The sequence below is a fragment of the Methylocella tundrae genome (genome assembly GCF_901905185.1).
GTDB lineage: Bacteria > Pseudomonadota > Alphaproteobacteria > Rhizobiales > Beijerinckiaceae > Methylocapsa > Methylocapsa tundrae.
The window spans coordinates 1-13,933 of sequence record NZ_CABFMQ020000013.1; the positions used below are offsets into that span (position 1 = coordinate 1).

Sequence of the window (13,933 nt, forward strand, 5' to 3'; positions counted from 1 at the left end):
TTCGTCAAAAAGCCGCCGGAACCGCCTCTCAAACCAACCGCAGCCTGGATCAACCCGCCAACCAAAAGGCTACAAATCCAAGCTTAAATTCAAACGCCGGCTGTCTCAAAGTCGTTGACACGTTCCGACGCTAACTTTTCCCACGGACGCTTCCCTCAAGTGGTGTTCAACACCTCCACTTTGGCATATCGATGCCGTCGGGGGGGGGGGCGTCCACACCATCAGAGCCCCTGGGAGGAGGCGAACGATATTCTCGGGCCGAATGACGCCGCGATCATCCTCGCCGCCATCCTGCAGCGCGGGGAGGCCATCGCCAGCGCCGGCGGCTATCTGTGCAGCCTGACCCAAAAGGCGAGGGCAGGGGCCTTCTCGCTCGGACCCGTGCTGATGGCCCTGATCCGCGCGAACCTGAAAAAACGCGGCGAAAAAATGCGGGCGTGATTTCGGATTCGCGCCGCGCGCCGGTTCGACCGAACCAGCCGTTCGCAGCAGCATGGCAGGCATCCAAAGTGCGCCAACTGATTTCCTGAGACCCGTCGCCGACGAAGGATATATCCGCGCGCCGGATTTCGCCAAAAGGCGACCGGATGGCGCCGTTGTCCTGGTCAAGATCGAGGGCGCGCACGCCGCGGGACGCGCTCTTCCTCGCCGGCAAAGTCTTTGTGCAATACCGCAAGTCGGGCGGCGCGCGCACTGGCGTATGGCGCTGATCGCGCCGGAAAAACCCGCGCGAGGCATCATTAAGTTCCATAAGACATCTTATGCGAATCTAAGAAATTGCTGAGAACTCAGGCTATTAGCATATACGAATTCCATAATGTCGCAACAAAGCCGACCGGCTGCGTCTGAAAGGATGGCGATGTCGGGCGGCGGCGTTTCGCGAAGCGCTGCCAGGTATCGCGAATTGGATTCAAAAACACGGAACTGGAGCACGCGGCAAAAGCGCATCTTCACAAGCCTTTCGGTCAGGCTTGCTCCGGCGCGCGCGCCTCAATTTTCAGCCCCGGTCAGTTCGCAAACTCGGCGCATTCGGAAGCCAGTATGCAAGCTGGAACCAACACGCCACCGACAACCCATTGGAAAGACTCACCTCGGCCCGCCAGCCGGTTCACGAAAGCTCGCACAGCGACAGGCGAGATCGGGTAGTGTCTCAGTTTGAAAGTTTTGTTTATTGGGGGCCGCGCGTCGGCGCCTACCGCCTCGACAAGCCTTTAAGCGTGGGTAATCCCTCCGAATTGCAACAGTCGCTGTTAGCCTGCATTGGCGGACATGGAACAGTTCCATAGGAGCAAAAAAAACGCAGCAATCGCCGGTAAGCGGCTTGAGCAATGCGCCGCACCCCTTGCACTCGTAAAAGAATTGGCAAGAGTCGGTTGGCATCGTTTCGACCGCCTGATACCCACACTTTGGACAGGTCAGCATGGACTTTAGGTGCATTATTGATCGCTCCCTATGCTGCTTTGCGCTAAGCCTAGCATGGGATAAGGCGTCGGCGCGAACGGAATGTGAAATTGCGCTCAAGCGCGATCCCGCCAGGAAGGAACCCTCGTTCCGATTTACATTCCTGAACTTCGGATAACTGCTGCCGGACATCGACTCACCGAAGGTTCGGCATTGTCCGCAGCAACGGTCATGCGGCTCGCCGCTCGCTCCTTGATCATTTACGCATCATGGTCATCCAGCCTCCAGACGAACAAATTCCCGATCCGCCTTATCCAAGATGCGCAACCGGTCCGGTTTTTGTGGCGACTCCAGCGTGGCGAAGAGCGACTTCGCTTTCACCTTTGCCGCGTCGAGATTGTCGGCGACTATCGAAGTCTGATCCAATGTCGCGTGCGCCTCGTCGCGCAGCCGAAGGCGAAAGAACTCAAGGGTGAAATTCATCACGAGACTGCTCTCTGCTTTGCGCCAGGCATACCACGGCAACGGGAGGCTGAGGGCGTCTATTTGGTGCCGTGGGACATAAGCGCATCAGCCAGGGCCTTTGCGCTTGCAGGGCATTGTCCCATTCGCGAAGTAAAGGGGATTTTAGCCAATTTCACTCGGCGGCGAGGGCCCTCAAGCAATGATATTTAGACATTCGGGTTGAGAGCGGATCGCCCTCCTGACAAGTAAACCCGCATACGAGATGACAAAGCCTGTCGCGATCCGGCGCCAGCTCAGCCCGCAGATGCGCGACAGCTTCGCGCTTGGCGACGGGCCTAACTGTTTTTTGAAAGGAGCTCGCGCAGCGCCGCCCCGGCAAGCATCTGCTCGGCCAGAAGCTTCTTCAGCTTCGCGTTCTCGTCCTCAAGTTCCTTTGATGAGTTTCTGTTCTTGCGTCATCGGCGGTGTCCTCACTGAACGCCGAGGCTTGGCTCTTCGTAACCCGCCCAGCTCCGCGCCCTGCCCCGGCTCACGCTTTGGCCCTATGACGCCAATGTCCGATCAAATCTAAACGATTCATATGAACATCTTCACCTCCACTGTATTTATTTCGTCGCAACAGGACTGTGGTCAGAGCCCTCAACCACATATATCTCTCGATTAGAGGCCGTTGCGGCGAGACCGTTCCGGCTGCAACCTGAAAGGAAGATGGATGGATCCTGGCGCGCATGCGTAATTGACTTCGACTAGTCCGCCGACAGACCACATCTAAAGATAGGGCCGTCGGTCCATGGAGGAGAAGCAAAATGGCCGGATTAACGATCGATCGGGTTCTTGTCGCGGAAGCCCTTGTAGGCGAGGGTAACGAATTGGCGCATATCGACCTTATTATGGGGCCAAGGGGAAGTGCCGCGGAAATTGCTTTCTGCAACACGCTTACCAATCAAAAGCGGGGCGATAACGCGCTTCTCGCGCTTGTGGCGCCCAACTTGATGGCCAAGCCAATGACCTTAATGTTCAACAAGGTCGAGATCAAGAATGCGACTCAAGCAACCCAGATGTTTGGCCCTGCGCAACGCGGAGTTGCGAAAGCAGTGGTGGATTCCGTCAAGGCTGGAATCATTCCCGAGGCCGAGGCCGAGAATGTGTTCATTTGCGTCGGAGTCTTCATCCATTGGGAGGCTAAAGACAATACGAAGATCCAGGATTGGAACTATGAAGCGACTAAAATCGCAATCGCTCGCGCTGTTAAGGGCGAACCGAAAATAGCCGAAGTCATTGCGCAAGAAGATGTGATGCCTCATCCCCTTGCAGCCCATGTTTGAAGAAGAATGCGTCGCCGCAGTCGTCGTGGCGCCGCCCTGAAGAACTTGGCCCATAGCGCATGCCTCCATTCCGGAGAAAATAATGAACCAACCGGGAAGGGTTCATCTCGGTGGCGGCGCGCCGTCCAGCGCCGGTCTCGTTCACACGCGACGCCGGCGTTGGGATATTCCTACAGTCAAGATCAACGGCGCGATGGCTCATGGTGCTATTCCGTCCACCTTTTTCGGCCATTGCCAATCAGGATTGACTCGCCGAGGGCCTGGAAATGCAAAAGTTTTAACCCAATTAACAGTCGGCGTTGTTGTGTGGGCTCGGCGCTGCGATTGATTCGTGATTGAACGAAATTCGCCGCATGGGATTTTGGCCAGGCTAATATGGCATGCGGCGCGGCCATTCACTATGCCTCAACCATTCTACACCATTGGTCATTCGACTCGCTCGATCGGCGAATTCGTCGATCTTTTGCAGCATGTGGGTGTTCGGCTTGTAATCGATGTTCGAAGTGTTCCGCGATCGAGGAGGAACCCTCAGTTCGACGCTGACGCGCTCGCGCAGGCCTTGGCCAATTGTCAAATCGGATATATGCACATAGCCGCACTTGGCGGGCTGCGGGGGAAAAGCCGAGACGTTCCCCCAGTAACGAACGCGTTCTGGATCAATGAAGGCTTTCATAATTACGCAGATTACGCCATGACCGAGCCCTTCCAGCAGGGCATCGCGACGCTGCGGGAGCTGGGGCGAGAGCAAAGAAGTGCAATCATGTGCGCTGAGGCCGTGTGGTGGCGATGCCACCGCCGCATTATTGCCGACCATCTCCTAGCCGCAGGCGAAGCCGTATTTCATATCCTGCAGATGGACGATGTCGAAGCGGCGACGATAACGCCGGCAGCCCAACTTGGCGAAAACGGCGCGTTGACCTACCCTCCAACCGGTTGAGTCGCCCCCGGGACCGGCCAGTTGCCCGACGAGCTGACTTCGAGGCGTATTATCAAACCCTCCGACTTCCAATCCCCTGTGCCTCAGCACCCGGGTCCGTTTCCCATCCGGGTCCGTTTCCAAGGGGGAGTCTAGGCGTTTAAAGGTAGTATTAGGCTGTTTGGCGTGTCTTACGGCGATGGAAGCGGCGCTGCCCTTAGGATGATGGTAAGCGTGATCGGGCAGTGGGGCAGCCACGAGACGGAACACTATCGGGGGTTATGAATGGGATCGAAAGGCCTGCCGACGGCAAATGATGGAGGATACGAACATGCCGGGCGTTCTCGAAGGAAAAGTTGCTCTGGTTACAGGAGTGAGTCATGATGGACAGATCGGGCAAGCCGTTGCGAGAAAGCTGGCGGAGAGTGGCGCCGCGCTTGTGATTTGCGCACGCACGCGGAGCAACGTGGAAGCACGCGCGGAGGAGTTGCGCGGGGCTGGCGCGCGCGTGCTAGCCCTCGCCGTATCTCTGACCGATGAGTCTCAGGTGCGCCAGTTGATAGAGCGCGCCTTGAGCGAATTCAAAAGGATCGACATACTGATCAATCTGGCGGGTGGCCTTACCCGCTACAAGCCAGCCGTCGAGCACAGCCTCGACGATTGGAGCCAGGAGTTGGACAATAATCTTCTAAGCGCTTTTTTGACTTCGCGATCAGTATTCCCGCACATGCAGGAATCCGGTGGCGGAGTGATCATCAACTTCGCCCGTGCCGGACTTTCCCAGGCGAACATGGTGGCCTATAACTGCGCCAAGGCGGGAATTGAGGCTTTGACGCGAACGCTGGCGCTGGAGGGACGAGATTTCGCAATCCGGGTCAATGCCGTGGCGCCCGGGCTTGTGGATACGGCGTCGAACATCGCAACGATGAAACCCAAAGATCTGAAACGCTGGACCAAGCGCGAAGACATCGCCGAGACTGTCGTCTTCCTTGCCTCCCAACCCGGCGCGGGAATTACAGGCCAGATCATTGCGGTGACGGGCGGCGGATTTTAACCCGTAGGCGTCGTTGCGGGCATGGTGGCGCTGTGGAGCCGTTCCCGGCAAAACGGAGCAATTAGCTTGATCGATTGCCGCGAAAATCCGGCGGACGATGGCGGCCTCGCTTTCCACGATCTGCAGCGTTCCCTTGTCGCCAGCCGCCGGCGCATAGCCATAGGCGAGACCGTCGGCATTCAGCCCCTGTCCGACTCTCCCGGCCATTTATCGCTCCCTCTGCGTTTCAATTGCGACGTCGCCGAGCGGGGATAACAGCAAAAGCCGGTCAAGGGCATCCAGCGCCTGCTCGGCCCGGGGTTAAAGAACCCAGCGTTTGCCCAATAGGTGACGGATACGCAGGTCATTCGGTTCCTGCAGAAGCTGAGCCGTTGTAGGCGTTAAATGAGAATAGGTAGAGCTCACTGGTGTCACCCCCACCCTTCGACGGAAGGCGCAGGTGTGCTCGAATCGAGGCCGCGAAGCGAGCCAATCCACCGTTGATTTTCGGACGGTGGACACGTGCTTGCGCATCGCCATGGTTCGCTTTGTAAACCTGCTCAATGAGTTCGCGTTGGGCGATCGCGGCCTTGAACTGAAAATGGCATGAGCGCGTGAGACGCAGCATCCGCGTAAGACGGAGCGGCGCGACGGCGCCCATTGGGAAGACGGCGGATTGGCCTGAATTGTGGGCAAGGAGATGCACAAAGGCGATTAATGCCGCTGGATATGCACGGTCATTGCTGTCGGCGGCTCGATCGAGCGCGAAGCGTGCATCCATCAGGGCTGATGCATCGACGTCGACCCTTGGAGCCGGCATATCGTCTCAGCTGACCAGAACAGGTGTTTTCCCGAGAAAAGTGTCCTGATCCAATTGCTTGACGAGGAAATCTGCGACGTCGGCGCGCGATATGGAACCAGATCGCCAATCTTTCGGATCGATCAGGACCCGGTAGGCGCCGGTCCCAGGTCCATTTGTCAGACCGACCGGGCGAGCAATCAGCCAGTCGAGCGTGCTGTTGCGGATGATCCGTTCCTGCACATCCTTATCGTCGTAGACGCGCCCGAGGAGGAGGCTAAATGCCGTCTTGACAGGAAACCTCATTTTATCGCGGCTGTCGCCGGCGCCGTATCCCGTCACGCTGATCAGTCGCTTGACGCCCATCTCTTCCATCGCGGTGACAAGAATACGCGTCGCCGTCGAAAAGAAATACGCCCGCTTGAAGATCATCTCCAGACTGGGAGCGACGCCAAGCGTCTGAATGACGGCGTCGACACCAACGATCGCTCGGTTCACTGCGGCTCGATCCAATGCATCGCCCGTAATCTTTTCCAGATTGGCATGACTGATGGGAATTTTGTTCGCCGAGCGCGATAGCGCACGCACCGTGTGGCCTGCGTTCAGGGCGCATTTCAGCGTTTCCAGACCAATTCCTTTGCTTGCGCCGATAATCAAGACTGTCGCCACGGCTGCTTCCTCCAGGGTAATGGCGTGACTTGCCGCCAATGGCGACGTGCGGCGTAGATACCGAGATTTCCGATCATCCGACGCCCTCCCCTGAGTCGTCGGCGTCGACCGCTGGCGCCGGGGTGATGAGGTAACGAGCGCCCGAGGCGCGCCATACAGGCGCATCCATCCAGGTATAAGTCTGTAAGAAACGCCCGCACCTCGACACAGCTTATCATGGTCCGGCGCGCCTCCGCCGGAAATTGAGGTTCCGTGTTCTGCTGCGCGGCTCTCCCAAGTCCAATCCCACGCCCGCAACGATTGGCCGACCGACCGGTGAAGCCTCGAGAACGCGATAGAGAACGCTGCAACGCCGCACGGTTGAGTGGCGGCGCCTGAGCCCCTTCCGCACGAAGGCCCAGATCTCTTCTTTCGACGCGAATTCGCGCGAGATCGCACGGCCCCGGTTGCCGATGCGGCCGAAGGACACGCGCCGTCCAATTTCCAAAAAGATCAAGCCCCACTTCGACAACCCAGGACGGGCGGCGATTGAGCGCCGGATCGCACGCCCTCAGCACGACTTTGATCGCGTCCGTCGTCGGCATCCGCTCGCTCGCAACAAAGGGTTTCGCGTTCGCGCGGCAGTGAATCACGAAAGGAGGGGGAGAGAGCAAAGGAGAGGCGATTTGGCTACCGCAATGACGGTCGCGCCGACAAGGGGTCGGGCCGGCGAGCCGCTACGCTGGTCTCGGCGGCCCCGCTGGCGCGCCCTTGCAGCGCGACCGCATCGCGGTCGGCCAGGGGGTATCAGATCAGCGAAATGGAAGCAGGCGAAGGACGCCGCTCCCGCTCCTGACAACAGGAGATGGGAGCCCGCGCCATGACAACCTATGATTTAGAAATCGAAAGACTGCGCGCGGAGGTGAGCTGCGCCACGCTGCTGGAGCGCCTGCCGCCGCCATGGCTGCTCGACCGGGCGGAGAGCACGAAGAACTGCCTCAAATACCGCCGCGGCGCTAGCGAAGTTCTCATCGTCAACCATGCGGGCCGGGGATGGTGGGACCCACAGAGCGACGCCAGGGGCGACGTTTTCGACCTTGTCCAGCACTTCGATCCGGGCCTTAATTTCGGTCAGGTCCGCAAACTCCTGCGTCCCTTCGCCGGTCTCAGCCCGACCTTCCCGGAGGCCCCGCGGCGGCGAGAGCACGACCCTCGCGAGCTACCGCCCGCGGAGAGATGGGCGCTTCGGCCTCGGCTGCGGCCGGCCTCGCCGGGATGGCGCTATCTGACGCAGGAGCGCCGGCTGCCGGAATACATCCTCGAGGCCGCCGCCGCGGCCGACGCGCTGCGCGAAGGCGCCTATGGCAGCCCCTGGTTCGCCCACCGCGATGAGACCGGGCGCGTCACCCACGTCGAAATCCGCGCCCCGAATTTTAGAGGCTCGCTCGCGGGCGGCGTCAAAACGCTCTTCCGCTTTCCCGGTGGCGACCCACCCTTCAGCCGTCTCGTCGTCGCTGAGGCGCCGATCGACGCGCTCAGCATCGCCGCGATCGAACAACCCCGGCCGCACACGCTTTACGCCGCGACCGGCGGCGGCATGGGCCCGGCGACCATCGAGGCGATCGAGCGCATCCTCGCTCGAATGGCCGGGGTCCGGGACGTGGTTTTCTGCAGCGCCGCGGACGCCAATCCCGCAGGCGAACGCTACGCCGCCAGGCACGAAAAACTCGCCGCCAAAGCCGGCGTCGCCTTCGCGCGGCTGAGGCCGCCGATCGAACACGGCGACTGGAACGACATCCTCCAACAACAGGCCAAGCAAAGGAATACGCCGTGAACCTTCCCGACTTCCGCAACTACGAGCCGCTCAATAAACTCAAAGAGCAAATGGGGATTCCCCGTGACCTCTACGGATCGTCGCCATGGATCAGCCATGAAACCACGCCCGTCGTTCAGGCGCCACAACCTCGCGCATTCATCCTCCTCAAGTCCGGAGGCCGGCTCGATCTCCTTAACCCGCAACCCGACGCCTGGACCGACGAAGACCTCGCGATCGGACTCTCGCGCACCTACCGATGGGGCGGCTATTCCAAATGGGACCTGCCGCTCAGCGTGGCCCAGCACAGCCTCACCGTGCTCGCCTTGCGCGAGGCCGAAGGACCGCTCACCGCCCGGGAAGCCCTGCGCGAACTCCTGCATGACGCGACCGAAGCGCTCTTCGGCGGCATCGATCCGATCGCGCCGCTGCGCCCGCACCTCGGCCCGGACTTCGCGCGCCTGGATCGTCGTCTGCAAGCCGCCGTCGACCAGCGCTACCTCTGCCGGCCTGGACCGAAGAATCCTATGCGCGGCACAAGCACGCCGATCGCCTCGCCGCGGCGAGCGAGGCTTTCCACGTCGTCGGCTGGAGCCGCGAGGAGATGCGCTCGAACCTCTGGATTACGCTTGAGCCTCTCGACAAGGATCCTTTGCTTCCGCGGTCCGGCATGAAGGCCTGGGAGCCATGGTCGCCAAGCCGCGCTCAGTCGGCGCTGCTGGGGCGGATCGAACAGCTTCTCGGTCGAGCGTCGATGGATGAAAATCTCGCCGGCCTGGCGACGGCCTTCGCGCGCTTGCCCGAGAAAACACGCCTCCGCTGCAGGCGCCAGCCCCGTGGCGACAGCCGGACCGACACCTACGTCCGTGTCGAAGCAGATGACGGCTCCCAGTGGCTCGAAGGCGTCATCGTCGACGGTCAGTGCGACGAAAACGGCGAGTTCGACCTCGACGATTTCTTCACAGTTTTCACCACCATCGACAAGGCGGACGGAGAATTGATCCGCTGCAACGGAGCAAATTGCCATGTCGCGATTCTCTGATCCTGACATCGATCCCTTTCTGGATCAGGACGACTGGGCGGATTACGCCGCAGCGATGCAGCACGAAGATCCAATCTCCGACGCGGCCTTCAAGGCGATCGCCGCAAACCTGACGCAAACCCAGGTCGAGGCGGCGGCGCATCAGGGCGCGATCCTCGTGCTCGCCGGCGCCGGAACCGGCAAAACATCGTGCCTCACGGCGGCCGTCGTCCATCGCATCGCGGTCGACCGCATTCCCGCCTCGCGCATCCTTGCCGTGACCTTCACGAACAAGGCGGCGAGCGAGATGGCCTCGCGCATCCGCGCCGCCCTCAGCGGGCAGGCCGCGCCGCGCTGGCTCGGCACCTACCACGGCCTCGCCGCGCGGCAGTTGCGCGAGGCCCCCGAAATCGCCGGCCTCAAGCCCAATTTCGACATTCTCGACGCCGACGACAGCCGGCGCGTCGTCAAGCGCACCATGAAGGCGCTCAATCTCGCCGGCGGCGACGAAGAGACAGAAACCGGCCGCGATCCGCTCAAGATCATGTGCAACCGGATCTCGAAATTCAAAGACAATCTCATGACGCCGAAAGGCGCGGCGGCATGGGTCGATACGAAAATCGCCAACGCCGAGCGCGACCGCGAGCAGATCGACGCCGCCGGCTTTCGCGCCGCCGTGCGGGTCTACGCCGACTATCAACAAAGACTCCGCGAGGCGAACGCCGCCGATTTCGGCGATCTCCTGCTCTGGCCGACCCTCGCCATGCTCGGCGACGAAGAATATCGCGACCGGTGGGCCTCGAAATTCGATTGGGTCCACTCCGACGAATATCAGGACGTCAACTTCGCCCAATACAGCTGGCTCAAGGCCTTCGCGCTGGACCACCAGCGCATCTTCGTCGTCGGCGACGACGATCAGTCGATCTACAGCTGGCGCGGATCCGACATCTCGTTCATTCGCCGGTTTTCGAAGGAGTTTCCGAGCGCGGTCCAGATTCGCCTCGAAGAGAATTTCCGGTCGACCGGCCACATTCTCGACGCGGCCAATGCCGTGATCGCGCAGGACAGGAAGCGTCTCGGCAAGACGCTGTTCACAAGGAAGGGCGCGGGCGAGCGCATCGAAATCGTCGAATACCGCGACGCGCAGGCCGAGGCCTCCGGGATCGTCGCCGAAATGCTGCGGCTGCACGCTGAAGGCGTGGACTGGGACGATTTCGCCTGCCTCTATCGCAACAACTTCATTTCGCGCGGGTTCGAGGAAGCCCTGATGCGGGCGCGCGTTCCTTACGTCATCGTCGGCGACGTCGGCTTCTGGCAGCGGGCCGAGATCAAGGACGCGCTCGCCTTCCTCCGCCTCGCCGCGGCGCCGGACGATCGCCAGTCCGACGAGGCCTTCCGTCGCGTCATCAACGAACCGCGCCGCGGCTACGGCGACAAGGCCATGGATATCGTCGAGGCCGAGGCGGCGTTCCGCAACGTCTCCATGCTGCACGCTCTCGACACCGCTGCTCTGCCCCCGAAATGCCGCGCGGCCGGGCTGCAATTCGCCGACGCGATCCGGCGCGTCGGCGCCGATCATGCGCACACCCTCGCCGAACAGATCTCGCTCTTGCTCGATGCGACCGGCTATCGCGCCATGCTGCGCGAGAGCAAGGCGGAGACGACCGAGGACCGGCTCGAAAATCTGCAGGAGCTGATCGAGCTCGCAGGCGGATTCCACACAGCCCGTGAGCTGCTCGACCACGCCGCCCTCGCGACTAACGGTCCGGGCGAGGACGAGACGGCGCGGGTCCGCCTGATGACCCTGCACAAGGCCAAAGGCCTCGAGTTCCCGCATGTGTTTCTGCCGGCCTGGGAGGCGGGCATGCTGCCGAGCGACTATGGCGATCGCGACGAGGAGCGAAGGCTCGCCTATGTCGCGCTGACGCGCGGCATGCGTCGGGTGACGATCTCCCATTGCGGGTTTCGTCGCGGCCCCGCCAGCCCCTCGTCCTTCATCGACGACATCCCGGATGACAATCGGGTCTTGGGCTGGCTTCGCGATCAGAACCGCCCGCGCGTCGCCGCCCGTGCCCCGGCCGCCCGCGCCGATCAGCCAAATCGATTCCGCCGCTTTTAGGTCGCCGCCAGCCGCGGCCACCGGCCCGCGAAGCCGCCAAATTCATTCCCAATCAAAGGAACAATTATGAGCAATACGATCGATCATCTGATCGGCGCCGTCGAGTCAGTGGCGCCGACGTCGAACTGGCGCTCGACCAGCATTGAGATCAGGAGATCGAGACTTGCGTCTGAGAGGCCACCGAAGAAAGGTGTGGAGACCAAGAATGCTTTCAGATCGGGCGAGCTGACAGCCATAGGACTAATTTACTTCCGCTCCCGAGACTTGAAACCATCTTATCATCTTCGGCTGGTAGCGCGACACGCGATCCATGGGACGCTTGCCTATCCCGACCTCGATATGAGCGGCCCCATCAAGAGCCTCAACGTCTCCAACGCCTGCGCCTGCCGCCCTGTCTGATGGCGGCCTCGCTCCGCGCGTGCGGCATCATCCTCGTTCGCCTCGGAGACGGCGTCCGCCGTTCGTTCGGCGGCGGTCGACCCTTTGCTGTCTTTCAAGCGGATCTCGTGAACGGAAGGAATGCCGCCAATTGCAGACGTTACAGGGACAATCCCAAGCCCTTCGGAGACGATCAAAGATGAAAAGCTCACAAGCGAGGGCTTGGCTTGGTAAGCTCAAATTGCGAAAGATCGACGCCACGGACGCCGCGAGCCGAGTGAAAAAGCCCGGCAGTATGCAGGGCTCGTCCGTGTGCTTCGAGTGTCCACCCTGCGGCTACCTGCCGCCATAACCGTGGCCACCGCCGTGTTGGGCGCCGCCGCCCTGATAGGCCCCGCCACCGTGGCGCCAGCCATAATGGTGACCCCAGCCTCCATGATGATGGCGATGGTAAGCATGCGCCCACGCAGTCGCCGGCGCCGCAAAACTTACCGCAGAAGTCAGAAACATCACTGCGAGAATTTTCTTTAACATCTTTTCTCCCTTCGGGCCGCACCTCCAGGTGATCACGGATTAGTCGTTAAGGTTGGCTGCAAATCGAGGCCCTTGATCCCACCCGGGAATTCCCTCCGGCTCTTGAGCCGCTGGCGCCTATGGACGGCGGGTGACTCTGGATAGCGTCATCGGAGCTGCTATTCGCAAGATTCGCGATATCGGCGGCAATTGCCTTCGCCTTGTTCGCCTAACTCATCCTTGTGAGTGCACGCCCTCCGCAATTCTTCACATTCGTGCTCCGAGACTCTTTCCCGGCCAGGGTCGGTGTCTATGTGGACGCCGCCCGGTCCAATCTGAATACCCTGTGAGAACCCTGAAGTGGAAAAGGCAAAAAGGGCGGCGGCAGCTATGGCGAGTGCATACGTGCGCGTTGTAAATCCCCCCATACATCATCGTTATAGGCAACGGGGAGGGACCCCAATGGTTCCCGCCGCTAGCTCGGCGGTTCTATCATGGTTCAGGTCACGCTAGCGATCTTGGCGGGGAACGCCGGGACGCGTTTCCCGCTTTTTTGTGGCGACAAGCTGTAGCGCGTCAATCTGGATGGGAGAGCAGCGACGATCAGGATGGCTTTGCGGCGGTCGCGGCGGGAGGATGGATTGGGCCGATATTGCCGAGGCGATGGACGCAGATGCGCCTGCCCCGAAGCGCGGCCCTTACAAAAAGGCTGGCGCTGAAATTTCAAACTGAGACACTACCGCTTCTCGGGAGCGCTGGGCTTCTCTGCGATACTGCGATATACCGCCGCCGGCCAAGCCAACGCTCTCGGCAGTTCCGTTGCAACGCTTTCGGCGAATTGCGACGCGGGGCCGGTGCTCCAGTTTGCTTTGATCGTCGGCGCTAGCACAACGCCAACGCCGACAAAATAAGCGATCACGAGCAGGCTGATAAGCAGACGCATCGAGTCATCCTCCGCATGGCAATCAAGGAAGGCCGCAAGATTCGCCAGACGGCCGACCTGATCTGAAGCTTCTAGGGATTCTATCGTCCAAAGGTAATCATCTTCGGCGCCGCGGCGCGCGAGAAAAGTGCGGATTTGCGCGCTCGATCGCGACGATTATCCCGCCTTTGGATCAGTCGGCCTCAAGCGGCTTCCCGTCTCGGGCGCCTCATGCCCATGGCGAAGGTCCCAAACTACCATCCTAGCCGTCTATGCCTCCGAGCCGGATGTCCGCTTCGGAGCAGCGGTGCGGTTGGACCGAACGACAGGGATGGTGAAGGTTTTCGGATGCCTTCAGGCGTTCGAAAACCGCCCAAGCACGAACCCGCGGGCCTGCGGCAACGGTCTATGGGGATTTCGGGCTTTGCCTGCGGGCGATGATGGAGCCGCCGGGGCGGTGACGGCGCGGACGAGGACGCGGCGAGCGAGACTCTGCGCCAGGCGGTCGTTTGATTGGGAGTTGGCCGCCTGCGAGGTTCAAGTCTTTTGTCATGGAGTTGGCGAAGGGCGTGCAGATGGC

12 protein-coding genes and 4 pseudogenes are annotated in these 13,933 nt (G+C 61.0%); 10 read left to right on the forward strand and 6 right to left on the reverse strand.

The annotated features are described in order from the left end of the window. Window positions 1-159 precede the first annotated feature (159 nt). Both repC and MPC4_RS21655 read left to right on the forward strand, forming a co-directional pair. A complete protein-coding gene (gene repC, locus MPC4_RS21070; RefSeq protein ID WP_425312416.1) occupies window positions 160-441 on the forward strand; it encodes a replication initiation protein RepC in 282 nt (93 codons plus the stop codon). Between the two features lie 176 nt (window positions 442-617). Beyond that, window positions 618-701, forward strand: a pseudogene (locus MPC4_RS21655) (DNA-binding protein); the annotation flags it as partial. 491 nt (window positions 702-1,192) lie between these two features. Here the strand turns inward: MPC4_RS21655 and MPC4_RS21075 are convergent. The 3 genes and pseudogenes from MPC4_RS21075 to MPC4_RS20855 form a co-directional block, all read right to left on the reverse strand. Beyond that, a pseudogene (locus MPC4_RS21075) lies at window positions 1,193-1,437 on the reverse strand (GDCCVxC domain-containing (seleno)protein). A 237-nt stretch (window positions 1,438-1,674) separates the two neighbouring features. After that, window positions 1,675-1,884, reverse strand: a complete 210-nt coding sequence (locus MPC4_RS02990) for a hypothetical protein (RefSeq protein WP_174511212.1) — start codon at window positions 1,882-1,884, stop codon at window positions 1,675-1,677. A 238-nt stretch (window positions 1,885-2,122) separates the two neighbouring features. Further along, window positions 2,123-2,300, reverse strand: a pseudogene (locus MPC4_RS20855) (IS3 family transposase); the annotation flags it as partial. 372 nt (window positions 2,301-2,672) lie between these two features. Here MPC4_RS20855 and fae point away from each other — a divergent pair. The 4 genes from fae (at window position 2,673) to MPC4_RS03010 (ending at window position 5,416) form a co-directional block, all read left to right on the forward strand. Then, entirely contained in the window at window positions 2,673-3,191 is a 519-nt protein-coding gene (gene fae / locus MPC4_RS02995) for a formaldehyde-activating enzyme (protein WP_174511213.1), read from the forward strand. 400 nt (window positions 3,192-3,591) lie between these two features. Continuing rightward, window positions 3,592-4,128 carry a DUF488 domain-containing protein gene (locus MPC4_RS03000; protein WP_174511214.1) on the forward strand — a complete coding sequence of 179 codons (537 nt, stop codon included), beginning with the start codon at window positions 3,592-3,594 and terminating at the stop codon, window positions 4,126-4,128. Between the two features lie 250 nt (window positions 4,129-4,378). Continuing rightward, on the forward strand, window positions 4,379-5,161 hold the full coding sequence (locus MPC4_RS03005; RefSeq protein ID WP_342343604.1) for an SDR family NAD(P)-dependent oxidoreductase: 783 nt from the start codon (window positions 4,379-4,381) through the stop codon (window positions 5,159-5,161). Between the two features lie 66 nt (window positions 5,162-5,227). Beyond that, window positions 5,228-5,416, forward strand: a complete 189-nt coding sequence (locus MPC4_RS03010) for a hypothetical protein (RefSeq protein WP_174511216.1) — start codon at window positions 5,228-5,230, stop codon at window positions 5,414-5,416. A gap of 88 nt (window positions 5,417-5,504) precedes the next feature. Here the strand turns inward: MPC4_RS03010 and MPC4_RS03015 are convergent, their stop codons facing one another. Together MPC4_RS03015 and MPC4_RS03020 are read right to left on the reverse strand one after the other, a co-directional pair. Then, complete coding sequence (locus MPC4_RS03015; protein WP_174511217.1) at window positions 5,505-5,921, reverse strand: hypothetical protein; 417 nt, start codon at window positions 5,919-5,921, stop codon at window positions 5,505-5,507. A 45-nt stretch (window positions 5,922-5,966) separates the two neighbouring features. Further along, the gene (locus MPC4_RS03020) at window positions 5,967-6,608 is read right to left on the reverse strand and encodes an NAD(P)-dependent oxidoreductase (protein WP_174511218.1); all 642 of its coding nucleotides are present in this window, start codon (window positions 6,606-6,608) and stop codon (window positions 5,967-5,969) included. 859 nt (window positions 6,609-7,467) lie between these two features. Between MPC4_RS03020 and MPC4_RS03025 the strand changes: the two genes are divergently transcribed. The 4 genes from MPC4_RS03025 to MPC4_RS03035 are packed head-to-tail and all read left to right on the forward strand — an operon-like array spanning window position 7,468 to window position 11,540. Then, window positions 7,468-8,421 (forward strand): DUF3991 and TOPRIM domain-containing protein, encoded by a 954-nt coding sequence (locus MPC4_RS03025; protein ID WP_244628816.1) that lies wholly within the window; start codon window positions 7,468-7,470, stop codon window positions 8,419-8,421. Continuing rightward, window positions 8,418-9,074 (forward strand): hypothetical protein, encoded by a 657-nt coding sequence (locus MPC4_RS03030; protein ID WP_210253580.1) that lies wholly within the window; start codon window positions 8,418-8,420, stop codon window positions 9,072-9,074. Before MPC4_RS03025 ends, MPC4_RS03030 begins: the two co-directional genes overlap by 4 nt. Then, the gene (locus tag MPC4_RS20860) at window positions 9,071-9,442 is read left to right on the forward strand and encodes a hypothetical protein (protein WP_210253581.1); all 372 of its coding nucleotides are present in this window, start codon (window positions 9,071-9,073) and stop codon (window positions 9,440-9,442) included. Before MPC4_RS03030 ends, MPC4_RS20860 begins: the two co-directional genes overlap by 4 nt. Beyond that, window positions 9,426-11,540: an ATP-dependent helicase gene (locus MPC4_RS03035; RefSeq protein ID WP_244628817.1), complete on the forward strand. Its 2,115-nt coding sequence runs from the start codon at window positions 9,426-9,428 to the stop codon at window positions 11,538-11,540. Before MPC4_RS20860 ends, MPC4_RS03035 begins: the two co-directional genes overlap by 17 nt. A 107-nt stretch (window positions 11,541-11,647) precedes the next feature. On the opposite strand, the pseudogene MPC4_RS21080 reads toward MPC4_RS03035, so the two are convergent. Beyond that, window positions 11,648-11,776: pseudogene (locus tag MPC4_RS21080) on the reverse strand (cyclic nucleotide-binding protein); the annotation flags it as partial. Window positions 11,777-13,933: the final 2,157 nt, after the last annotated feature.

Excerpts from the sequence above, each read along its gene's own strand:
- MPC4_RS02990 (WP_174511212.1), bottom strand. The coding sequence starts at position 1,884 with ATGAATTTCACCCTTGAGTTCTTTCGCCTTCGGCTGCGCGACGAGGCG.
- fae (WP_174511213.1), top strand. The coding sequence starts at position 2,673 with ATGGCCGGATTAACGATCGATCGGGTTCTTGTCGCGGAAGCCCTTGTA.
- MPC4_RS03000 (WP_174511214.1), top strand. The coding sequence starts at position 3,592 with ATGCCTCAACCATTCTACACCATTGGTCATTCGACTCGCTCGATCGGC.
- MPC4_RS03015 (WP_174511217.1), bottom strand. The coding sequence starts at position 5,921 with ATGGATGCACGCTTCGCGCTCGATCGAGCCGCCGACAGCAATGACCGT.
- MPC4_RS03025 (WP_244628816.1), top strand. The coding sequence starts at position 7,468 with ATGACAACCTATGATTTAGAAATCGAAAGACTGCGCGCGGAGGTGAGC.
- MPC4_RS20860 (WP_210253581.1), top strand. The coding sequence starts at position 9,071 with ATGAAGGCCTGGGAGCCATGGTCGCCAAGCCGCGCTCAGTCGGCGCTG.
- MPC4_RS03035 (WP_244628817.1), top strand. The coding sequence starts at position 9,426 with ATGTCGCGATTCTCTGATCCTGACATCGATCCCTTTCTGGATCAGGAC.